General features: G+C 48.8%; 20 protein-coding genes and 2 pseudogenes. 20 read left to right on the top strand and 2 right to left on the bottom strand.

The window, feature by feature from the left end; translation table 11 throughout:
* Positions 1–17 precede the first annotated feature (17 nt).
* The 15 genes and pseudogenes from rnpM to IV45_RS04150 all read left to right on the top strand — a co-directional run bounded on the left by rnpM (position 18) and on the right by IV45_RS04150 (position 14986).
* Positions 18–314: an RNase P modulator RnpM gene (rnpM, locus tag IV45_RS04085; protein WP_057740947.1), complete on the top strand. Its 297-nt coding sequence runs from the start codon at positions 18–20 to the stop codon at positions 312–314.
* On the top strand, positions 307–615 hold the full coding sequence (locus IV45_RS04090) for a L7Ae/L30e/S12e/Gadd45 family ribosomal protein (RefSeq protein ID WP_057740948.1): 309 nt from the start codon (positions 307–309) through the stop codon (positions 613–615). The genes rnpM and IV45_RS04090 overlap by 8 nt, the downstream gene beginning before the upstream one ends.
* Positions 616–647: 32 nt before the next feature.
* Positions 648–807: pseudogene (locus IV45_RS08090) on the top strand (translation initiation factor IF-2 N-terminal domain-containing protein); the annotation flags it as partial.
* 359 nt (positions 808–1166) lie between these two features.
* Positions 1167–3029 (top strand): annotated as a pseudogene (gene infB, locus IV45_RS04095) (translation initiation factor IF-2); the annotation flags it as partial.
* A gap of 11 nt (positions 3030–3040) precedes the next feature.
* The gene (gene rbfA, locus IV45_RS04100) at positions 3041–3403 is read left to right on the top strand and encodes a 30S ribosome-binding factor RbfA (RefSeq protein WP_057740952.1); all 363 of its coding nucleotides are present in this window, start codon (positions 3041–3043) and stop codon (positions 3401–3403) included.
* Between the two features lie 144 nt (positions 3404–3547).
* Positions 3548–4459, top strand: coding sequence for a tRNA pseudouridine(55) synthase TruB (truB, locus tag IV45_RS04105; protein ID WP_057740954.1), 912 nt, complete (start codon positions 3548–3550; stop codon positions 4457–4459).
* Position 4460: 1 nt separating this feature from the next.
* A complete protein-coding gene (gene ribF / locus IV45_RS04110) occupies positions 4461–5426 on the top strand; it encodes a riboflavin biosynthesis protein RibF (RefSeq protein WP_057740956.1) in 966 nt (321 codons plus the stop codon).
* Positions 5427–5571: 145 nt separating this feature from the next.
* Positions 5572–7062 (top strand): amino acid permease, encoded by a 1491-nt coding sequence (locus IV45_RS04115; protein ID WP_057740958.1) that lies wholly within the window; start codon positions 5572–5574, stop codon positions 7060–7062.
* The gene (locus IV45_RS04120; RefSeq protein WP_057740960.1) at positions 7062–7559 is read left to right on the top strand and encodes a GNAT family N-acetyltransferase; all 498 of its coding nucleotides are present in this window, start codon (positions 7062–7064) and stop codon (positions 7557–7559) included. The genes IV45_RS04115 and IV45_RS04120 overlap by 1 nt, the downstream gene beginning before the upstream one ends.
* Positions 7560–7706: 147 nt before the next feature.
* The gene (gene pdhA, locus IV45_RS04125; protein ID WP_057740961.1) at positions 7707–8798 is read left to right on the top strand and encodes a pyruvate dehydrogenase (acetyl-transferring) E1 component subunit alpha; all 1092 of its coding nucleotides are present in this window, start codon (positions 7707–7709) and stop codon (positions 8796–8798) included.
* Positions 8799–8800: 2 nt separating this feature from the next.
* Entirely contained in the window at positions 8801–9778 is a 978-nt protein-coding gene (locus IV45_RS04130; RefSeq protein WP_057740963.1) for an alpha-ketoacid dehydrogenase subunit beta, read from the top strand.
* A gap of 15 nt (positions 9779–9793) precedes the next feature.
* Complete coding sequence (locus tag IV45_RS04135; RefSeq protein ID WP_083487260.1) at positions 9794–11389, top strand: 2-oxo acid dehydrogenase subunit E2; 1596 nt, start codon at positions 9794–9796, stop codon at positions 11387–11389.
* Between the two features lie 2 nt (positions 11390–11391).
* Positions 11392–12798, top strand: coding sequence for a dihydrolipoyl dehydrogenase (gene lpdA / locus IV45_RS04140; protein WP_057740964.1), 1407 nt, complete (start codon positions 11392–11394; stop codon positions 12796–12798).
* Positions 12799–12830: 32 nt separating this feature from the next.
* Positions 12831–13850 carry a lipoate--protein ligase gene (locus IV45_RS04145; protein WP_057740965.1) on the top strand — a complete coding sequence of 340 codons (1020 nt, stop codon included), beginning with the start codon at positions 12831–12833 and terminating at the stop codon, positions 13848–13850.
* Positions 13851–13873: 23 nt separating this feature from the next.
* Positions 13874–14986, top strand: coding sequence for a GDSL-type esterase/lipase family protein (locus IV45_RS04150; protein ID WP_057740967.1), 1113 nt, complete (start codon positions 13874–13876; stop codon positions 14984–14986).
* A gap of 54 nt (positions 14987–15040) precedes the next feature.
* Here IV45_RS04150 and IV45_RS04155 read toward each other — a convergent pair whose 3' ends face one another.
* Positions 15041–15412 (bottom strand): hypothetical protein, encoded by a 372-nt coding sequence (locus IV45_RS04155; RefSeq protein ID WP_057740968.1) that lies wholly within the window; start codon positions 15410–15412, stop codon positions 15041–15043.
* Positions 15413–15523: 111 nt separating this feature from the next.
* Between IV45_RS04155 and hrcA the strand changes: the two genes are divergently transcribed.
* The 5 genes from hrcA (at position 15524) to lepA (ending at position 22413) form a co-directional block, all read left to right on the top strand.
* Positions 15524–16573: a heat-inducible transcriptional repressor HrcA gene (hrcA, locus tag IV45_RS04160; protein WP_057740970.1), complete on the top strand. Its 1050-nt coding sequence runs from the start codon at positions 15524–15526 to the stop codon at positions 16571–16573.
* Between the two features lie 10 nt (positions 16574–16583).
* Positions 16584–17159, top strand: coding sequence for a nucleotide exchange factor GrpE (gene grpE, locus IV45_RS04165; RefSeq protein ID WP_057740972.1), 576 nt, complete (start codon positions 16584–16586; stop codon positions 17157–17159).
* A 36-nt stretch (positions 17160–17195) separates the two neighbouring features.
* On the top strand, positions 17196–19082 hold the full coding sequence (gene dnaK, locus IV45_RS04170; RefSeq protein ID WP_057740973.1) for a molecular chaperone DnaK: 1887 nt from the start codon (positions 17196–17198) through the stop codon (positions 19080–19082).
* Between the two features lie 196 nt (positions 19083–19278).
* Positions 19279–20433, top strand: coding sequence for a molecular chaperone DnaJ (gene dnaJ, locus IV45_RS04175; protein WP_057740975.1), 1155 nt, complete (start codon positions 19279–19281; stop codon positions 20431–20433).
* A 144-nt stretch (positions 20434–20577) separates the two neighbouring features.
* On the top strand, positions 20578–22413 hold the full coding sequence (gene lepA, locus IV45_RS04180; RefSeq protein ID WP_057740976.1) for a translation elongation factor 4: 1836 nt from the start codon (positions 20578–20580) through the stop codon (positions 22411–22413).
* A gap of 147 nt (positions 22414–22560) precedes the next feature.
* On the opposite strand, the gene IV45_RS04185 is transcribed toward lepA, so the two are convergent.
* The gene (locus IV45_RS04185) at positions 22561–23295 is read right to left on the bottom strand and encodes a site-specific integrase (RefSeq protein WP_057740978.1); all 735 of its coding nucleotides are present in this window, start codon (positions 23293–23295) and stop codon (positions 22561–22563) included.
* Positions 23296–23312 lie beyond the last annotated feature (17 nt).

Raw genomic sequence — 23312 nt, forward strand, 5'->3', positions numbered from 1 at the left:
GCGCCGGGGGTGAAAACATGAAAAAGAGAAAGATACCGATGCGTAAAGATGTGGTGACCGGTCAAATGATGCCGAAGCGGCAGTTGATCCGGATTGTCCGCAATAAAGAAAATGAAGTGTCCTTGGATCCGACCGGTAAAAAGCCGGGCCGCGGTGCTTATGTCGCAATTGATGTTAAAATTGCAGAGAAGGCCAAAGCTGAGCACACCTTTGATTCTGTGTTCGGCGTTAAGCTGGATGACAGTTTCTACGATGAATTAATCAAGTACGCGGATCACGAACAGGCACGGCAGAAATTGTTTGGCCATGAATAACGAAACGAAAATCCTGAACCTGTTGGGGTTGGCTCAGCGTGCTCGTCAGCTAGTGACTGGCGAAGACATGGTGATCAAAGCTTTGCGGCAGCAGAAGATCAAGTTTGTGTTCTTAAGCAACGATAGCGGTAAGGCCGTTGCTAAGAAGATGAAGGATCAATGCCTTTACTATCACGTGCCGCTTTATGTTGGCTTTGACAAGGAGCAGCTCAGTCAGGCAATTGGGCGTTCACGAACCGTCATTGGTGTGACCCAAGCGGGATTTGCCAAACGCTTTAAAGAATTAACGAGCAATGAATAACAATTGAACAATCACCAAAGGAGAGTGAGTCTATGGCTAAAGAACGTATTTATCAACTAGCCAAGGAACTGAAAATGCCAAGTAAGTCGCTAGTTAATCTGGCCAACGAACAAGGCATGGCTATTAAGAGCCACATGTCTTCAGTAACTCCTGATCAGGCACAAAAATTACGTCAGGCTGCCAAGGCCCAAGCTGGCAAGTCAACCACCAAGAAGCCAGCTGCAAAGGCTAAGCATACTAGTCAACCGGCAGCAAAGAAGCAGGAAAATCAAAAGAAGGCTAAAGCACAGCCGCATTCTGAACACAAGCAGCCGGCCAAGCCAAGCAAGCATAATAATCAGCAATCCGCAGCGGCCAAACATGACCATCACAATGCTGCTCAGGCCAAGGAAAAGCCAGCTGCAAAGGCGGAACAGCACCAGAACCATAACCGCAAGAACAAGCAGAACAACAAGCAGAATAATAAGCACCAAGGCCAGCAAAAAGCGCAAGCCAACCATGCTAACAAGCAGCAAGAAAACGAACAGAATCGTGTTCACTGGTTCGGCCAAAAGAACAATAAGAAGAACAAGAAGCGCAACAAGAAGCGGATGCGTAACCAACGGATGAAGAACGTGAGCCAAAAGCAGCCAACGCAGCGGAAGGATAAGCCGCTGCCGAAGGTTCTGGAATACACGGAAGGCATGAACGTGCAAGACTTGGCAAAGATCCTGCACCGTCCGGCTACCGAAATCATCAAGAAGCTCTTCATGCTGGGTGTCATGACCAACCAGAACCAGTCACTGGATAAGGACACCATTGAACTGGTTGCTGCTGATTACGGCATTGAAGCTAAGGAAAAGGTTCAAGAAGATATTTCTGACCTGGACAAGTTCTTCAAAGAGGAAGAGAAGAACGATAAGCATGCCGTTCCACGTCCGCCAGTAGTTACGGTCATGGGTCACGTTGACCATGGTAAGACCACCTTGCTGGATAAGATTCGGCACTCACACGTCACGGCTCACGAAGCCGGTGGGATCACCCAAGCCATTGGTGCTTACCAGGTTCACTACAAGGACCAAATGATTACCTTCTTGGATACCCCAGGCCACGCTGCCTTCTCTGAAATGCGTGCTCGTGGTGCCAACATCACTGATATCACGGTCCTGGTGGTTGCTGCGGATGATGGGGTCATGCCGCAGACGGTTGAAGCTATCCACCACGCTCAGGCTGCTAAGACGCCAATCATCGTGGCGGTTAACAAGATCGATAAGCCAGGTGCCAACCCAGACCATGTCACTGAACAGCTTACTAAGTACGGTCTGGTCCCAGAAGACTGGGGTGGTGACACCATCTTCGTTAAGATCTCCGCTAAGTTTGGCAAGAACATTGACGAACTGCTGGACATGATCTTGCTGCAAGCCGAAATGATGGAATTGAAGGCCAACCCAGATCAAAATGCTGCTGGGTCTGTTGTTGAAGCCCGGCTGGATCAAGGTCGTGGCCCAGTTGCTACTCTCTTGGTACAACAAGGGACGATGCATGTTGGGGACCCAATCGTTGTCGGTGACACTTACGGCCGTGTACGGACGATGAACAACGAAAATGGTCATCGGATTAAGAAGGCTACACCATCGACACCAGTTGAAATCACTGGTTTGAACGATGTGCCGCGTGCCGGGGACCGGTTCGTTGTCTTTGATGACGAAAAGACGGCCCGTGCTGCCGGTGAAAAGCGTGCTGAACAGGCTCAAGAAGAAGAACGGGCCCGGACTTCCCACGTTACCTTGGACAACCTGTTTGCAACGATGAAGAAGGGTCAGATGAAGACTTTGCCAATCATCATCAAGGCCGATGTGCAGGGTTCTGTTGAAGCACTGTCACAGAGTCTGCAGAAGATCAAGGTTAATGGTGTACGGGTTGATATCATTCACCAAGCCGTTGGTGCGATTTCCGAATCTGATGTGACCCTGGCCGAAGCTTCCAACGCCGTTATCATTGGTTTCAATGTCCGGCCAACACCACTGGCTAAATCCATGGCCGATAGCAACAACATCGATATTCGTCTGCACCAAGTTATTTACAAGGCCATCGAAGAAGTTGAAGATGCCATGAAAGGGATGCTGGAGCCGGTTTATAAGGAAGAAACGATCGGTGAAGTTGAAGTTCGGCAGATTTACAAGGCTTCTAAAGTTGGTACGATTGCGGGTGGTATGGTCACCTCTGGTAAGATCACCCGTGACTCCAAGGTTCGCTTGATTCGTGACGGTGTGGTTGTTTACACCGGTGAATTGGGCAGCTTGAAGCGGTTCAAAGACGATGTCAAGGAAGTTAAACAGGGCTACGAATGTGGTTTGACGATTGAAAACTACAATGACATCAAGGAAAGTGACGTCATTGAAGCCTACCAGATGAAGGAAGTCCCTGTTAAGTAAGGAGGCTGCTCATGCCAAGCAAACATTATCGTGTCGAACGATTGGCCCAAGAGATCCAGCGTGAGGTCGATGACATCTTGCTGAAACGGGTGCGTGATCCGCGTGTGCAAGGGGTCACGATTACCGGCGTTGATGTGACTGGTGATCTGCAGCAAGCAACGATCTACTACAGCATCTTGTCTGACAAGGCATCAGCTGGAGAAAAGGCACAGGCTGGTTTGGATAAGGCAACGGGCCTGGTTCGCAGTGAACTGGGTGCGCGGCTGAACATCTTCAAGACGCCGGCCATCAAGTTTAAGCGTGATCCTTCGGTGGCTTACGGCAACCGGATCGACGAGTTACTGCGCAAGTTGCATGAAGACCACGAACTTTAAAGCAGGCAAAGTGATCTTTCGGGATCAATAATTAAGCTTGCACATCAAATGGCTCCTAGCGTTCGCATTGAACATTAGGAGCCATTGCTATATCGGGATGATGTTGACCACCAAAGTTACGAAGTTGATGGAAGGGAGATAACGATGAACGGAGTATTGCCATTGTATAAGGAGCGCGGAATGACCAGCTTTGACTGCATTCGTCGCTTGAGGCAGTTGTTGAACACCAAAAAGATTGGACATTCGGGTACATTGGATCCAGACGTGAGTGGTGTGCTCCCGATTTGTCTGGGTACTGCGACTAAACTAGTCCCATTCTTGATGGCCAGTGGCAAAGTCTACGCTGGCGAATTGACCGTGGGCTTTGCGACGACCACCGAGGACCTGTCTGGGGAGACGATCGAAAGCCAGCCAGTCCCGGCAGCCATCAGCGACGAAGATGTCAAGGAAGCGATGAAGCAACTGACCGGTAAGATCACACAGATTCCACCGATGTATTCTGCCGTCAAGGTCAACGGCAAGCGCCTCTACGAATACGCCCGGCAAAACAAAACGGTTGAGCGTCCCAAACGTGAAGTTACCATTAAATCCTTCCAATTACTGGCTAACCACTATGATCCAAAGAAGAAGCAACAGGTGATTCGCTTTAAGGTTGAATGTTCGAAGGGAACCTACATTCGCACGCTGGCGGTAGCGCTGGCTCGCAAGCTGGGTTATCCGGGAGTCATGTCCAGTCTGACCCGGTTGAAGAGCGGCGGCTTTGAGTTGGATCAGACCTTGAGCCTCGATGACGTTGAAGAGGCAGTTAACAACGGCGCCATCTTGAATTACGTTTTCCCGATCACGTATGTCTTGCGCGACTACCCGCAATTAAAGCTGAATGAAAAGCAATGGCAGGCCGTCAAAAACGGTGGCTGGCTGACGACTGCTGAGGTCAACCTTAATGCGGCCCAACGGATTGTCCTGGTCTACCACAATCAGGCACAGGCCATCTATGAGCGCCAAGGCAAGCATTTCAAACCGCTGAAGATGCTGTTGACGAAAACGGAGGGTTAGCATGAAAGTTATTGCACTTGAATACCCGGTTGATGACGATAAAATCCCTGCTGGATCCTGTGTTTTGGCCATGGGTTTCTTTGACGGGGTCCACCGGGGTCATCAGGCGGTGATTCTGCGGGCCAAACAGATTGCACAAAAGAAACACCTGCCATTGGCGGTCCTGACCTACAATCAAAGTCCGGCCATCGTGTTTCATCAATTTCCCAATGGGGTGCATTACCTGAGCTCCCTTGATCGCAAAATTGATTTGATGCGGCAGCTGGGCGTTGAACGCCTGTACGTGATGGCCTTTACCTCCCATTTAGCTCAGTTGGCACCCCAGGATTTCATTGATGAAGTCATCATGAAGCTCCATCCGGCGGTTACTGTTGCCGGCTTTGACCATACTTATGGGCCAAAGGATGCCGGAATGGCACAACTGCCTCAATATGCACAGGGCCGTTTCCAGATCGTGGTGGTCGATAAACACACTGATGGTTCAAACGATAAGATAGCGTCGACGAAAATCCGGCAGCTGCTGGACGAGGGCCAGGTTGACCAAGCAAATCACTTGTTAGGCTATCGTTATGCAACTGACGGGACAGTGGTGCATGGTCTGGCCCGTGGACGGACGCTCGGCTTTCCCACCGCCAATGTGGCTTGGCAAATTGACCAGCGGATTCCGGCAGTCGGCGTCTATGCCGTGCAGTTTTTAGTTAACCACCATTGGTACAACGGGATGGCTAGTGTTGGCTACAACGAGACCTTTGGCGAACATAACCGTAAAACCATTGAGGTCTACTTGTTCAACTTTAACGATTATATCTATGGCGAACGCGTGACTGTCCGCTGGGTTAAAGAGATCCGGGGACAGGTCAAGTTCAACTCGGCTCAGAAATTAGTGGACCAACTAAAAGACGATCAACGTGTCTGTGAGCAACTTCTGAGCGACATCAAAGAATTGCCGGGCCAGTTGCTTCATTAAACCAAAAAAGATAATGCTTCCTCACATCAGAAGGGCTGATGGAGGAAGCATTTTGTTTAATAGCCCCTTATTAGGTGACAAATGCTAAATAAAGCATATACTAACTAAATGTAAGGCACTATCAAAGAGAAAGAAGTTGATTTAAATGGCCGAAAAGACCACTGAAAATCATGTGAAGCGGTTATTGAAGACCCGTCACTTATCGATGATTGCCCTTGGCGGCTCGATTGGGACCGGGTTGTTCATCGCCAGCGGTTCCGCAATTCATACCGCGGGCCCAGGTGGCGCGATCATTGGTTATGCCATTATGGGAATGATGGTCTATTTCTTGATGACCAGTATGGGTGAGATGGCCACGTTTATGCCGATTAGCGGTTCGTTTGCCTCTTACTGTACCCGTTTTATTGACCCAGGCTTAGGTTTCTCCATGGGCTGGATTTATTGGTTCAACTGGGCGTTAACGGTGGCCGTTGATTCAACGACTGCCGGAATTGTCATGAACTTTTGGTTTCCCCATATTCCCAGCTGGATCTTCAGCTTGGTGGTATTGATCTATATCATTACGGTCAATGCCCTGGAAGTACGTGCATTTGGTGAAATGGAATACTGGCTGGCCATCATCAAGGTCGTCACGGTGATCTTATTCCTGATCATCGGTGTGGCAGTCATCCTAGGAATCATGGGTGGCTCGGCTATCGGCTTTAGCAACCTGACTTACAAAGAGGCACCGTTTGTCGGTGGTGCACCAACCATCCTGAGTGTCTTCCTGGTCGCCGGTTTCTCGTTTCAAGGAACCGAGTTGGTCGGGATCACAGCAGGGGAATCGGAAAACCCTGGCAAGAGCATTCCAAAGGCGATTCATTCGACTTTCTGGCGGATTCTCTTGTTCTACATCCTGTCGATCTTTGTGATTTCCTGTGTCCTGCCATACACCAGTCCTAATCTGTTGGGTTCCTCGGTTAAGGACATAACGATCAGCCCATTCACCCTGGTCTTCCGGCGGGCTGGTCTGGCATTTGCTGCTAGCGTGATGAATGCGGTTATCCTGACGGCGGTGATTTCCGCGGCTAACTCCGGCATGTACGCTTCAACGCGGATGCTGTACTCCATGGCGCATGAGGGCCAAGCTTGGAAGATTTTTGGTGAGACCAGCAAAAGCGGTGTTCCCGTTTACGCCTTAATGGCCTCCACTTTGGTCGCTTGCATGACATTCTTGACCGGGATTATTGGTCCCAGCGTCTACGAATTTCTGATCGATTCAAGTGGTTTAGCTGGTTTCCTTACCTGGATGGGGATGGCTGCGGCCCATCTGCGTTTCCGGAAGGCCTACGTGGCACAGGGTTACAGTCTTGATGACCTGCGTTACCGCGCTTGGCTCTACCCATTTGGCCCGATTTTGGCCTTGGTATTGTGCACCGTGGTCGTGATTGGTCAAAATCCAATGGCCTTGTTGCATGGTAACTGGCAGCAGATCATCCTGACATACCTGAGTCTGCCATTATTGCTGATTTTGTGGCTCTACTACCGGCTGCGCTATCATTCACACCTAGTGCCGCTCGACCAAGTTGACTTGAGCGGTGGTCAGTTGAAGAGTGGGGAGATTAATGCAGGTAAGCCGAAAAAGGAGGATGCTTAATGAACTTTCGACGCGCACAAAAAGCAGATCTAAAGCGCATTGTTGAAATATACAATAAGGCAGTGCCTTCTCACATTGTCACGGATGATGATGACCCAATCACGGTCCAGAGTCGGGAACAGTGGATGGCCGACTTTGATGACACCCACCCATGCTGGGTAGTCGAAGAAGACGGTCAGATTATTGGCTGGTGTGGCTTGGAATACTTCTACCCGCATCCGGCGTTCGACCATTCGGCAGAGATTTCGATTTACATCGATCGTCATCACCAAAATCATGGGGTCGGTTCAGCGCTCTTGGACTATGTTAACGTGAACATTACTCGAAAGCTCCCCATTAAGACCGTTATTTCTTACATTTATGAGCGCAATGTTCCTAGTCAGCGGCTTTTTCAATCGGCTGCTTATGATAAGGTCGGCGAATTGCCGCAGATTTCGGTGGTTAACCATGAATTGAGAACGATCTATGTCTATTGCCGGCACTTTAATTTGCATTAAAAATAATGACTAAAAAAGTGGTCAGAAATACAATTTCTGGCCGCTTTTTTCATTTTCACGTTGTCATTTAGACAAATTTATTCTATTCTATATGTAAGCACTAACACGGTTAACAGCTACCATTTTAATTTTTAAGGAAGTGCGAATATGAAACAGCTTGATTTTGAAGCATTGAAGCATAGTCCTTCTTTTAAGCCTTTATCAGTGCTTAATGAGCAAGGAGATGTCGTTAACGAAGACATGATGCCCGACTTAACTGATGAGCAGTTAACTGAATTATACAAACAGATGTTATGGTCCAGAATAGTCAACGACCGAGCCACCAAGTTAAATCGTCAGGGACGGCTCGGCTTTTTTGCTCCGACTGCTGGTGAAGAAGCCAGTCAATTAGGGAGCAATTTTGCAATGGACAAAGGTGACTTCCTGCTGGGTGGTTACCGGGATGTCCCACAATTAGTAAAGCATGGTTTACCACTGGCAAAAGCTTTCATGTGGTCTAAAGGAATGGTTAATGGCAACAAGTACCCAGAAGACCTGGCCGCCGTTCCACCGCAGATCATCATTGGTGCTCAATACGTTCAGACCGCTGGGGTTGCCCTTGGTTTGAAGAAGAAGGGTGCTAAGCAATTAGCTTACACTTACACCGGTGATGGTGGTACTTCACAGGGTGACTTTTACGAAGGCATGAATTTTGCTGGCTCATTTAAGGCTCCAGCTCTGTTCTTTGTTCAAGACAACTTATATGCTATTTCCGTTCCGGCTAAGGTTCAAACTGCGGCTAAGGACTTCGCTGATAAGGCCGTGGCCGTTGGTATTCCAAGCATCATTGTTGACGGGATGGATGCACTGGCAGTTTACGCCGCTAGTCGCCAGGCTCGTGACTACATCGTTGCCGGCAATGGTCCGGTCATGATTGAAACCTTGACTTACCGTTACGGTCCGCACACCTTATCTGGTGATGATCCAAAGCGTTACCGGACGAAGGAAGAAGAAGACGCATGGCACGCAAAGGACCCAGTTGTACGGATGAAGAACTTCTTGACGAAGAAGGGTCTTTGGTCAGACGACAAGGACAAGGCCTACACTGAAGAAGTCGACAAGGAAATTGACGATGCAATGAAGGAAGTTGAAAGCCAGCCAGCTGAATCAGTCGCAGAATACCTCCAAGACGAATATGAAGTTACGCCACCGGCTATTCAACACGAACTGGATCGTTTGAACAGTAAGGAGGGTAAGTAATCATGGCTAAACTAACAATGATTAAAGCCATCACGGCTGCCATGGATGAAGAGCTGGCACGTGATGAAAAAGTACAAATCTTCGGTGAAGACGTTGGTAAAAACGGTGGTGTCTTCCGTGCCACTGATGGACTGCAAGCCAAGTACGGCAAAGACCGGGTATTCGACACGCCATTAGCTGAATCCGGCATCATGGGCTTAGCCAATGGTTTGGCCCTGACTGGTTTCCGTCCGGTTCCTGAAATTCAATTCATGGGCTTCATTTACGAAGCATTCGACCAAATCGCTGGTCAAATGGCCCGTTACCGGTTCCGGATGGGCGGCAGCCGTGAATTTCCAATCACCCTGCGGACTCCTTACGGTGGTGGGGTTCACACACCTGAACTGCACTCTGACAGTTTAGAAGGTTTGGTTGCCCAGATCCCAGGTCTGCGGGTAGTTACGCCATCTGGTCCGTATGACGCCAAGGGCCTGTTGATTTCAGCCATTCGTTCCAACGACCCCGTTGTCTTCTTGGAACACATGAAGCTTTACCGGTCAATGCGTGAAGAGGTACCGGATGAAGCTTACACGGTTCCGTTGGACAAGGCCGAAGTTAAGCAAGCTGGTAGCGACGTTACGATCATCTCATATGCTTACATGCTGCAAGCTAGTCTGCAGGCGGCTAAGGATCTGGAAAAGCAAGGCATTCACGCCGAAGTATTGGATCTGCGGACGCTGGCACCACTGGATGAAGACACGATCTTAGAGTCAGTTAAGAAGACTGGCCGGGTAGTCATCGTCCAGGAAGCCCAAAAGCAGGCAGGGGTTGCTAACCAGGTTGCTCGTCTGATCGGCGAAGAAGGAATTCTGTACCTGGACGCACCAATCAAGGTCGTTGCTGCACCTGATACTCCTTACCCATTCAGTCAGGGTGAAGAGCCATGGCTGCCGAACAAGAAGACCATCGAAAAAGCGGTTTTGGACACAGTTAATTTTTAATTGAGGAGAACTAGTATGAGTGAAAAATACCAATTTAAGCTTCCCGAATTAGGTGAAGGAATGGCTGAAGGTACCGTTGGTGAATGGCACGTCAAGGAAGGTGACACGATCAAAGAAGACGATGACTTAGTTGAAATCGAAAACGACAAGTCAACGGAAGATCTGCCATCACCAGTTGCCGGTAAGGTTACCAAGATCTTGGTTCAGCCAGATGAAACGGCTGAAGTTGGCCAGCCATTAGTTGAATTAGAAGTTGCAGACGGTCAAGGTAATGTAAAAGCTGGCGCCGAAAGTACCCCAGCTCCAGCAGCTAGTCAAGCCCCAGCTGCTCCTAGTGCATCTGGTGCCAACGATGTGTATGAATTCAAGCTTCCCGAATTAGGTGAAGGAATGGCTGAAGGTACGGTTGGCGAATGGCACGTCAAGGAAGGCGACACGATCAAGGAAGACGATGACTTAGTCGAAATCGAAAACGATAAGTCAACCGAAGACTTGCCATCACCAGTTGCCGGTACCGTCACCAAGATTCTGGTTGCCAATGGCGAAACTGCCGAAGTTGGTCAGCCATTGGTTCAATTAAAGGTGGCTGCTGGTCAAGGCAACGTATCTGCTAGTGAAAGCAATACGACAAGTCAGCCAGCATCGTCACAAGCGGCTGCTCCTGCTCCTGCCAAGAGTGAAGGCACCCCTGCAGCTACCAGCGCTGATCATTCAGTACCGGTCTTGGCAATGCCATCAGTGCGGAAGTTTGCCCGTGAACAAGGCGTGGACTTGAGCCAGGTCAAGGGTACCGGTCGTCATGGCCAAATCCTGAAGACGGACGTCGAAAGCTTCAAGAGTCAAGGCAGTCAGCCAGCACCATCAGCACCGAAGACAAGTGCACCAGCCAAGAAGACGGTTAGTGCTGAATGGCCAGAACACACCGAGAAGATGTCAATGGTACGGAAGGCAACCGCTAAGGCCGTCAACAAGGCTAAGGACGAGATCCCAATGATCACCGTCTTCGATGAGGTTGTTGTCGATAAGCTTTGGGACCACCGGAAGAAGTACAAGCAGGTGGCTGCTGAAAAGGGCGTTCACTTAACCTTCATGGCTTACCTGACTAAGGCACTGGCTGAAGTGATGAAGGAATACCCAATTCTGAATGCCAAGGTTGACATGGACAACCACCAGATTAACTACCGTGACTACATCAATGTCGGCATTGCCACTGATACGCCGAATGGTTTGTACGTTCCTAATGTCAAGCACGCCGACCAGCGGCCAATGTTTGATATTGCCCAACAGATTAGTGACAATACGGCCAAGACTAAGGATGCCAAGTTGAGTCATGACGACATGGCCCACACTGGCATGACGATCAGCAACATTGGTGCCATTGGTGGCGGCTGGTTTACGCCACTGGTTAACTGGCCAGAAGTTGCCATCTTAGGTATGGGTCGGATTGCCCCAGAAGCCGTTGTTCAGGATGGCAAGGTTGTCGTTGCTAAAGTATTGAAGCTCTCACTCACGGTTGACCACCGGGTTATCGATGGTGGTACGGCACAGCGCGCAATGAACCGCTTATGCGAATTGCTGGGTGACCCAGAACTGTTACTGATGGAGGCATAAACATGGTTGTAGGAGATTTTCCCATTGATTTAGATACTGTTGTGATCGGTTCTGGCCCTGGTGGTTATGTGGCTGCGGTTCACGCTGCTGAACTCGGCCAAAAGGTGACCGTCATTGAAGAAAACAAGGATTTAGGTGGGGTCTGCCTGCGGGTTGGCTGTATTCCTTCCAAAGCCTTAATCCAGGTTGGTCATGACTATCAAACTGCCCTTCAATCCGCTGAAGAAGGCATCAACAGTAATGACACCCAGCTGGATTGGGACAAGGTGCAGCATTTCCGTGCCGGCGTTGTTCAGCACATGACAAAAGGGGTTGCTTACCTCTTTAAGAAGAACAAGGTGGATGTCATTCACGGAACTGCCTTCTTGAAGGATGCCCACAGCCTGCGGGTTATGAATGGCGACCATGCCCAGACGTATACCTTTAAGCACCTGATTCTGGCCACTGGGAGCCACCCAATCGAAATTGGCGGCTTCAAGTTTGGCGGCCGCATCCTCGACTCGACTGGTCTTTTGGAACTGAAGGAAAAACCAAAGGAGCTGGTATTGATCGGTGGCGGCTACATTGGCTGTGAATTGGCTGGTGCTTACGCTAACTTTGGCACCCACGTAACCATACTTGAAGGTACGGATGCAATTTTGCGGAACTACGAAAAAGACATCGTTAAGATCGCCCAGAAGAAGATGAAGCAGCATGGCATCGACGTGGTTACCAGCGCAATGGCAAAGAGCGCCGACGATCATGGTGATGGCGTCACGGTTACCTATACCGTCGATGGTGCCGACAAACAGATCGAAGCGGATGCCGTTTGTGTTGCCGTTGGTCGGCGGCCAAACACGAAGAATATCGGTTTGGAACAGGCCGGCATTGAAACCGATGACCATGGCTTGATCAAGGTCAATGCCCAAGGCGAAACCAATGTTGCTGGCATCTACGCAATCGGTGACATTGTGCCGGGTGCTGCTTTGGCCCACAAGGCTAGCTATGAAGGCAAAGTGGCGGCTGAAGCAATTGCCGGTCAATCTTCAACTGTTGATTACCGGGCAATGCCAGCGGTCTGCTACCTGGATCCTGAAATTGCAACGACCGGCTTAACCGCCCAGGAAGCTAAGGATCAAGGACTGGATGTCAAGTCAGCCAAGTTCCCATTCTCAGCAAACGGTCGTGCCGTGGCTATGCGGGCAACTGATGGCTTTGTTCGTCTGGTATTTACTACTGACACCCAACAAGTTGTCGGTGCTCAAATCATCGGTGCTGATGCATCTGACATGATTTCCGAATTGTCATTAGCAATCGAATCTGGTAACACCGTTGAAGACATTGCCTTGACGATTCACCCGCACCCATCCTTGTCTGAGGCAATCATGGATGCTGCGGATGTCGGCATTGGCTACCCAACTAACATCTAAACTAAATCACACGTGTGGAAAGAAGGACATCAATGCAGTATTTAGCGATGCAGTCGCATGACATTCGGCGCAACTTAGCCACCGAACAGTATTTAATGAACAGTGGTCAGATGACCCCGCCATTCATGCTTTTCTATATTGAAGATAATTGCATTATCGTGGGTCGTAACCAGAACACCCTCGAAGAAATTAACGCCGATTTCTGTAAGGAACACGGCATCACCATTACCCGGCGTCTGTCCGGTGGGGGTGCAATGTTCCAAGATATGGGCAACTTATGTTTCAGTTTCGTTGTACCGGCAGATGAAGTACGCTTTGGCAATTTTAAAGACTTGGTTCAACCAGTTGTTAAGGCCCTGCACGAGATGGGAGCAACTGGCGCCGAAGTGACTGGCAGAAACGATATCGTGATTGATGGGAAGAAGTTCTCCGGCAACGCAATGTACACGCGTAACGGGAAGACTTTCTCTCATGGGACGTTGATGTATGATGTAAATACAGAAATGGTAGCTGACGCCCTGCACGTACCAGCCGATAAGATTAAGTCCAAGGGCATTAAGTCGGTCCGGTCCCGGGTAACTAATCTGCGCCCATATTTGAAGCCGGAATTTCAGCACTTAACGACTGAGCAGTTCCGCGATGAGATTATCAAGCGCATTTATGGCGTGGATGACTTGGCAGATGCTCAAGCTAACGAGTATCATTTAACTGACGCTGACAATGCGGCGATCGACAAGATTGAAAACGATCTCTACAAGAACTGGGATTGGGTTTATGGAAAGTCGCCGGAATTTACCGTTAAGAAGCGGCAGCACTTTGATGCAGGTACGATTGATGCCCGGTTCTTGGTCAAAGAAGGGAAGATTGCCAACCTGAAGATTTATGGTGACTTCTTTGGCACTGGCGATGTCAGCGACTTGGAGCAGGCGTTAAAGGGGATTACTTATTCACCAGCTGCGATTGAAAAGGTTTTGCAGACGGTGGACTTGAACAAATACTTTGTGGGCATCCCTAAAGACGACGTGATCAAGTTGTTAGCCCGTGAACAGTAATTAAATTTGATGGGAGGAATTTCATGGCCGATTACAAGTTAGCTTACTTACAAGCGACCCATGATTTTTCCTCCTTGCCCTTTAAGTACACACAACTTAATCAACTGGTTAAATTAACGCCTTTCTTGAGTGGTGAACGGTGTCAGTTGCTCTTCAGCAATCGCTATGGCAAGTCGGATCTGGTTTTCGATTCAGTGAGGGTGGCCGATAATCCGGCGATGACCAATGCCTCTGCCGTCACCTTTCAGGGGCAATGGTCACTATCCTTAAAACGCGGGTGTCATCTTTTTTCTTCCGATGCGGTTGAATTCCCCGTGCATGCTGGCCAGCCCTTGTATGTGCAGATGATTGCCAGTCGCAAACAGGCCTATGCTGATTTTGCCTGTTCTTATGCCACTGGTTGGGTGAACGCCGCAATTTCGCGTCGTGTGAATTTTCAACCCCAGTTGCCTGATAATTGGCATGCCCGCCATGGTTGGGTGTGTTTGGATGGACTCAATGTTTTGACGGATCGCTCACCAGAATACCTGGAATTAACGGGTGATTCGCTGGCTGAGACCGGAATGGTTGCCCAGGAGCTTTTCTCCCAATTGCTCAAGGCGTATCCGGAACAGTTGGTGGCAATCAACACCGGAATTTCTGGTAATCGTCTGTTGCACGATGCACCTCAAGATGGTCCGCTCTTTGCTACTTACGGTAATTCTTTGCTCCACCGTTTAAAGGATGCAAAACGAAATCCTGACTTGCGGGTAGCGTTGATCGGGAGCAACGACTTGTTATTGCCAATGTATAGTGAACAGGCACACACGCAAAATGCAGAGCTGATTGACATGTGCCAAGGATTTATGAAGCTTTCGCAGATCGGGTCACTGATCACCACGACGATTGCACCGTTCCGCTTGTTTGACGGACCGCGTACGGATGCCGAAAAGCAGGTCAATCGATTAAGGCAAAACTTGAATCGCTGCCTGTCAGCTCATCCATTTGTCGTTAACACGGCACCATTAGTGGCCAACGAGTCCGATAGTGCCTTGGCAACCCAAATGGACTTCGGTGATGGAATGCACCTGAGCCCTCGTGGTGGCGCGGCCGTTGCAGATGCCTTAATGCCGGCCATTAAACAGACATTAATTTAATTGAGTTGAAAAGGCCTTAGTTCGCTGTTTGATACAGCAAACTAAGGCCTTTTTCTAGTGGCGGCTGGCACGATGATTGTGGCCGCCATTAATTTTATGAACTTTGCGTTTGAAGTGGATGGCTGGACCGGTATCGAGCTTGAAATGCCGCATTTTACCTGGGAAGGGGCGATTAGCGAGGCGGATCGGCGACCATGACTGCATGATGGCGGTCATCGATTGCAAAGCGGCCAATTGTTTTGGATCACCCTCGGCTTTGGCAGCTTGCAAAATGTCTGATTGCAAGCGTTTTACCAAATTCAAGTGGTAGGCCAGCAACTCCTGAGTGAGCGGGGCATTACGGTACTCGTTGAATAGATGTTGGATTAATTGCATAGCGTCGTGCACATTCTGTGGCTGGACGTAACGGTGTTTTTCTTCAGTCATAAAATAATCTCCGAAATCTTTGACTTTTGTTGACTTTAACCATGATGGTTGTTATATTAGTAATGTGCTTAGCACTTAACCATCAAGAGTGCTAAAAGGAAGTGATCAAAGATGTTAACAAAACGACAAGAAGCGATTCTGCAGGCGATTGTAAGGCAGTACACCGCAACTGGTCAACCGGTGGGATCTAAACATTTGACCGGCAAGTTCCCGATGAAGGTTTCGTCGGCAACGATTCGTAACGAAATGGCTGTCTTAGAGCACCAAGGCCTGGTTAAGAAGGAACACTCCTCATCAGGTCGGATACCTTCTAAGAATGGTTACCGTTACTATGTTGATCACTTGCTGGATCCTAACAGTGTTTCGGAAAATGATTTAGTGGTGATTCAGAATTCACTGGGCACCAATTTCCGTGAGCTGGACGAAATCGTTTCCCGGTCTGCGGATATCTTATCCAAATTGACGTCTTACACCGCTTTTACTTTGAAGCCGGAGCAGAAAGACGCCCGATTGAGCGGCTTTCGGTTGGTACCACTGGGTAACCATAAAGTGATTGCCATTCTGGTAACCGATACCGGTGAAGTTGCCAACGAGAGCTTCACGATTCCACGTGAAATGGATCCGGAAGCACTTGAGGCCGTTGTCCGCATGGTTAACGATAAGTTAGCTGGCAAGACATTGGTTGAAGTTGTGCAGCGTCTGCAGACGGATATTCCGGTGCAGTTGACCAACTACATGCAGAGTCCGGATGGCTTCTTGGATATTTTTGATAGCGTGCTGACGAAAGCCGAGCGCGAACACTTCTTTGTTGGTGGCCGCCTGAATCTTCTAGGACTTTCAAGCAGCCAACAACCGGATGAGATTAAGGCATTGTATGAACTCTTGGATGCCAAGGACCGCTTGTCATCGATCATTAACTCCGATGCTAGCGATACCGGCATCAGCGTGAAGATTGGGCATGAGATTGCTAACAGCGACTTGCTCAACAATTATTCGTTGATCACCGCCAAGTATGATGTGGACCAATATGGTGAGGGAATTATCGCCGTACTGGGGCCGACCGCGATGCCTTACTCGCGGACAATTGGAATTGTCGATGCCTTTCGGCGGGAGCTAGCTAAGCGACTGCTGGATTATTATCATCATTACTATGGCTCATAGGAGGGATTAAATGGCAAAGAAAGAAGCGGCTGAAAGTGCCAGTCAGGCAACCGCTAGTGCAGCTAAGAAGGTCGAAAAGAAGGCTGAAAATGCCACCAAGGCAAAGCCTAAAGACGACCAAGTCACCAAGCTGCAAAAGCAAGTTGCCGACTTAAAGAAGCAAGTTGAGGACAAAGATAACCAATTCTTGCGGGCCGAGGCCGAAATTCAAAATATGACCAAACGTTTCAATAAGGAACGCGCCCAGTTGGCCAAGTATGATGGCCAGGAATTAGCAACCAGCATCCTGCCGGTTTTAGATAACCTGAAACGGGCGTTGGCCATTGAAGTTCATGATGAAAATGGTACCCAATTAAAGAAGGGTATCCAAATGGTGCATGATCATCTGGAACACGCATTAAAGGAGCATTCCATTACGGAAATCGATGCTTTGAACAAGCCTTTTGATCCGACCACGCAACAAGCGGTGCAGACAGTTGCCGCTAGTGGTGATCAAAAGAAGGACACCGTTGTGAAGGTACTCCAAGCCGGTTACCAAATGAAGGACCGGGTGTTACGTCCAGCAATGGTCGTCGTTGCACAATAAATTTGAATTAAAGCAATAAAAAGAAGGGATATCATAATGGCAAGCAATAAGATTATCGGAATTGACTTAGGGACTACCAACTCCGCTGTCGCCGTCATGGAAGGTGATCAACCAAAGATCATCACTAACCCTGAAGGTGGCCGGACGACCCCATCAGTTGTTTCCTTTAAGAATGGTGAAACCCAAGTTGGTGAAGTTGCCAAGCGGCAAGCAATCACCAACCCGAACACCATTACTTCAATCAAGTCGCACATGGGTGAAGCAGGTTACACGGTTGATATCGAAGGCAAGAAGTACACGCCACAAGAAATCTCCGCTATGATTCTGCAATACATCAAGAAGTACGCTGAAGATTACATTGGCGATACGGTTGACAAGGCCGTTATCACGGTGCCAGCTTACTTCAACGACGCTCAGCGGCAAGCAACCAAGGACGCTGGTAAGATTGCTGGCTTGGATGTCAAGCGGATTATCAACGAACCAACTGCTTCTTCTCTGGCTTATGGTCTGGACAAGAAGAACAAGGATGAAAAGATTCTGGTTTACGACCTTGGTGGTGGGACCTTCGATGTTTCCATCCTGCAATTAGGTGACGGTGTCTTCCAAGTACTGTCAACCAACGGTGATACTCACTTAGGTGGGGATGACTTCGACCAGAAGATCATGGATTGGCTGATCGATGGCTTCAAGCAGGAACACGGCATTGACCTGTCACAAGACAAGATGGCTCTGCAACGGCTGAAGGATGCTGCTGAAAAGGCTAAGAAGGACCTGTCCGGTGTTCAAGAAACGCAAATCAGTCTGCCATTCATCTCCTCTGGTGAAAATGGCCCACTGCACTTGGAAAAGACTTTGACCCGGGCAAAGTTCAACCAGATGACCAATGACCTGGTTGAAAAGACGAAGCAGCCAGTTATGAACGCCATGAAGGATGCTGGCTTGCAATTTAGTGACATTGATGAAGTCATCTTAAACGGTGGTTCTACGCGGATTCCAGCTGTTCAGGAAATGGTTAAGGAATTGACTGGCAAGGAACCTAACCACTCCATCAACCCTGACGAAGCCGTTGCTTTAGGTGCTGCTATTCAAGGTGGTGTCCTGACCGGTGATGTTAAGGATGTCGTATTGCTGGATGTTACCCCATTGTCCTTAGGGATTGAAACGATGGGTGGCGTCTTCACCAAGTTGATTGATCGTAACACGACCATTCCAACTTCCAAGAGTCAAATCTTCTCCACTGCTGCTGATAACCAACCAGCCGTAGACATTCATGTTCTGCAAGGTGAACGGCCAATGGCAGCCGACGACAAGACGCTTGGTAACTTCCAACTGACGGACATTCCGCCTGCACCACGTGGTGTTCCGCAAATCAAGGTTACCTTTGATATCGACAAGAACGGTATCGTTAACGTTTCTGCCGAAGATCAGGGTACGCACAAGAAGCAGAACATCACTATCAAGTCTTCTTCAGGTCTGTCCGATGAAGAAATTGAACGGATGAAGAAGGATGCCGAAGAACACGCCGATGCCGATAAGAAGAAGAAGGAAGAAGCCGATCTGCGTAACGAAACTGATCAGCTGCTCTTCCAAACTGATAAGACCTTGAAGGAACTCAAGGGCAAGGTTTCCGACGATGAAATCAAGAAGGCTGAGGACGCTAAGAAGGCACTGCAAAAGGCTAAGGATGACAACAACCTTGATGAAATGAAGTCCAAGAAGGATGCATTGAACAAGATTGTTCAAGACTTGACTGTCAAGCTCTACCAGCAGGCTCAGGGTAACCAACAACAAGGTGGTGCCCAAGGCGGTCCACAGGCTGGCCCAACTAATGGCAATAACAACAATAACAACTCCAATAATGGCGGCGACGGCAGCACTGTCGACGGCGATTTTGAAGAAGTTAACCCCGATGACAAAAAATAATGGTTGAAAAAATTGAGCAGGTTGATGAAACCAATGCTTGATTGACAACCAATGAAACACAAATGGCCGCTAGTATCCGGAAAGCTGAAGACTAGCGACCTATTTGTGCTTTTAGGCGAGTGGGGTTAATCGCTGCTAGTTGCTTGCAGAAAGTAATGCTATACTGTGGTTTAGATTTTCTAGATGAGGGATGTACATGGCTGAAGAAAATTATTATGACATTCTCGGGGTTAGCAAGGATGCCTCGGAAGACGAGATCAATCGCGCTTACCGTAAACTAGCGGCAAAGTACCACCCGGATGTTAACCACGCTCCTGGTGCCGAAGAAAAATTCAAGAAAATCAATGAGGCCCATGAAGTTCTGTCAAACAAACAGAAGCGGGCCCAATACGATCAATTTGGCTCGGCCGGTCCGAACGCTGGTGCTGGTCAAGGCTTTGGCGGCTTTGGTGGCGGCCAAGGCTTTAGCCAAGCTGGTTTCGGTGACTTCAGTGACATCTTTGGTGATATTTTTGGTGGCGGCCGTGCACGGCGGGACCCCAGCGCTCCGCAACAGGGTCGTGACTTACAGTACACCATGACTTTGAAGTTTATGGAAGCCATCAAAGGTAAGGAAACCGAGATCAAATATAATCGGGAAGCCCAATGTGATGTCTGTCACGGCAGCGGTTTACGGCCGGGCAAGTCAGCACAAACCTGTCATGAATGTGGCGGCCGTGGCTACATTGTTCGTCAACGTCGGACCATGATGGGCATGATGCAATCACAAGAAACTTGTCCAAACTGTCATGGGACCGGTAAAGAAATCAAGCCGGAAGACCGGTGTGCCAACTGTGGTGGTAGTGGCCATGTACAGGAACGGCATGCGTTGAAGGTGAAGGTTCCTGCCGGTGTTGATGATGGTCAACAGATGCGGCTGCAGGGTCAAGGTGAAGCTGGTAAGAACGGTGGCCCTTATGGTGACCTCTACTTGCTTTTCCACGTCACCCCAAGTCGGACCTTCAAACGTGACGGAACCACTATCTATGTTGACCAGGATATCAGTTTTGCCCAGGCGGCATTGGGTGACAAGATCAAAGTGCAGACCGTGCATGGCGACGTTGATCTTAAAGTTCCCGCCGGCACCCAGTCAGAGACGAACTTCCGGCTGCGTGGCAAAGGGGTTCCGCGCCTGAATGGCAAGGGCAATGGTGACGAACATGTTCGGATCCATGTTAAGACCCCAACCAACATGAATAAGAAGCAAAGGGAAGCAATCATGGCATTTGCGGCGGCTTCCGGTGAAAATGTTAAGGGCATTAAGAACGGCTTCTTTGACAAGCTGAAGGATGCTTTTGACGATAAGGATTAACACAATTGCACGTTAACAAGAGCGTGACTATGACAAAGTTGTCTAAGTCACGCCCTTTTTGTGGTTTGGGCCATTGATCATGACTTAGACCAGCACAACTTGTTATAATAAAAAGCAGAATGCATCGAAAGCGAGTAATGACGTATGGATTTAGATAAACTAAAAGAACGGCAGAAGCACATCCGTAACTTCTCCATTGTGGCCCATATCGACCACGGTAAGTCGACCCTTGCCGACCGGATTTTGGAACTGACCGATTCCATTTCCAAGCGGGAGATGAAGGACCAGGTGCTTGATGACATGCCCCTGGAGCGTGAACGGGGGATTACGATCAAGCTGAACGCCGTTGCCTTGACCTACCATGCCAAGGATGGCGAGGACTATATTTTCCACTTGATTGACACCCCAGGCCACGTGGACTTTTCTTATGAAGTCTCTCGGTCACTGGCTGCCTGTGAAGGGGCCATCTTGGTTGTCGACGCGACCCAAGGGGTTGAAGCCCAAACCTTGGCCAACGTTTACCTGGCACTTGACAACGACTTGTCCATTTTGCCGGTTATCAACAAGATTGACTTACCATCGGCGGATCCAGAGGGGACCAAGAAGCAGATCGAAGACGAAATCGGTCTGGATACCGATGAAGCGGTCGACATCAGTGCCAAAACTGGTCAAGGCGTTCCTGAAGTCCTCGAAAAGATCGTTAAAGACGTGCCTGCACCGACTGGCGATCTGACGGCACCGTTGAAGGCTTTGATTTTCGATTCCAAGTACGATGATTACCGTGGCGTGGTTCTGAGCGTGCGCGTTTTCGAAGGGACCGTCAAAAAGGGCGACCGGATTAAGCTCATGAACAGCGGGACTGAATATGAAGTTGCAGAAGTCGGCATCAACTCACCAAAGCCATTGGCCCGCGACCTGCTGATGGCGGGTGATGTTGGCTACATTACCGCCGCCATTAAGGACATCAAGGATACCCGGGTCGGTGATACGGTCACCAGTGCCGATCACCCGACTAAGGAGCCGTTGAAGGGTTACCGGAAGATGCAGCCAATGGTTTATGCTGGTTTGTATCCAACCGATAATGCCAAGTTCAACGATCTGCGGGACGCGTTGGAAAAGTTGCAATTAAACGATGCCGCATTGACCTTTGAACCCGAATCATCACAAGCATTAGGCTTCGGTTTCCGTTGTGGCTTCTTAGGAATGCTCCACATGGATGTGGTTCAGGAACGACTGGAGCGGGAATTCGACTTGGACCTGATCACGACGGCACCATCAGTTACTTATCATGTTGACTTGCATGATGGTTCGATGAAGGAAGTCGAGAACCCGTCAGATATGCCGGATGCTTCCGAAATCAAGGATATTAAGGAACCCTACGTTAAGGCATCGATCATGGTACCTAATGATTACGTCGGTCCGGTGATGGAGCTGTGTCAACGTAAGCGGGGGCAGTTTGATACCATGGAATATCTGAGTGACACGCGGGTGGATGTGATCTATCATATTCCGCTGGCGGAAATCATCTATGACTTCTTTGATAAACTGAAATCGAGCACCCGTGGTTACGCTTCATTGGACTATGAATTGGCTGACTACCGTGCTTCCTCGTTGGTTAAGATCGATATCCTGCTGAACGGGGACAAAGTTGATGCCTTGAGTTTCATCACCCACAAGGATTTTGCGGCTGAACGTGGTCGTGAAATTGCCAGCAAGCTGAAGAAGATCATTCCACGACAGAACTTCGAAATTCCAATTCAAGCTGCCATTGGTTCAAAGATCATTGCCCGGACCAACATCAAGGCTTACCGGAAGGATGTTACTGCCCGGATCCACACTGGGGACCCAGACCGGCGTGCCAAGCTGTTGGAAAAGCAGAAGCGTGGTAAGAAGCGGATGAAGGCCGTTGGTAAGGTCGATATCCCTCAGGAAGCGTTCATGGCCGTCTTGAAGACCGATGAAGAAATTGACGATAAATAATGCTGTAATAGCGGCAATCACCTTATTACTTGCATTATAGCTATACCAATTTTCTTGCCGTTTTCCCTGAATTTTCCCTGAACAATTAAATTCAGGGAAGGTCATCAGGGATGGTTTTAAGCTTCTTCATGAGATTCAGGGAAGGAATTAGATTTTGGCTATACTTTCAAAGAGATCAGCAGTTTCTTTCTTTTTACTGCTGGTAATATGAATGTAAGTATTCATTGTTGTTTCAATCTTTGAGTGGCCCAAACGAACTTGCACTTCTTTTGGCGTAGCACCTGCTTCAAGTAACAAGGTTGCATGAGTATGCCTAAGCGAATGGAAGTTAAATGGAAAACCTAATTTGCTGTGAACTAATGAGCTTAAGTATTTGACTGAGTTTGGCGTAATAGGTTTGCCGTTTGACTTGGTGCAGACAAGTTGTGATTCAAAGTAGCGTTTTCCATAACGAAGCCGATTTTTGCTTTGCTGGAGACGCTGCTTTTTTAGTATAGAAACTAATGCGTTACCAATCGGGATTGTTCGACGACTAGCTGCAGTTTTCAACTTACCGATGCGGATGTCATGTGCACCGAATTGCTTCATTTGCTCCACGACGTTAATCTCTCTATTAATGAGGTCAACATTGTTCCAACTTAATCCACAAACTTCACCGCGACGCATTCCGGTATAAAATGCAATGAAGAAGGGGACAATTTCGGCGCTATCTCTTCCAAAATAATCGACAATCTGTGAAAACTGTTTGACTGTGATAATCTTTAAGTCTTCGCGTGTCTTCGCTGGCTCGTCAATCTTCGGCATTTTGATGTACATAGCTGGTGAACTATTCAATACCTGTAGAGGATAAACTGCATATTTGAGTGATTCTTTAATAACCATTAGAATGATTTCTACAG

It is taken from the genome of Limosilactobacillus secaliphilus, assembly GCF_001437055.1.
Taxonomy (GTDB): domain Bacteria; phylum Bacillota; class Bacilli; order Lactobacillales; family Lactobacillaceae; genus Limosilactobacillus; species Limosilactobacillus secaliphilus.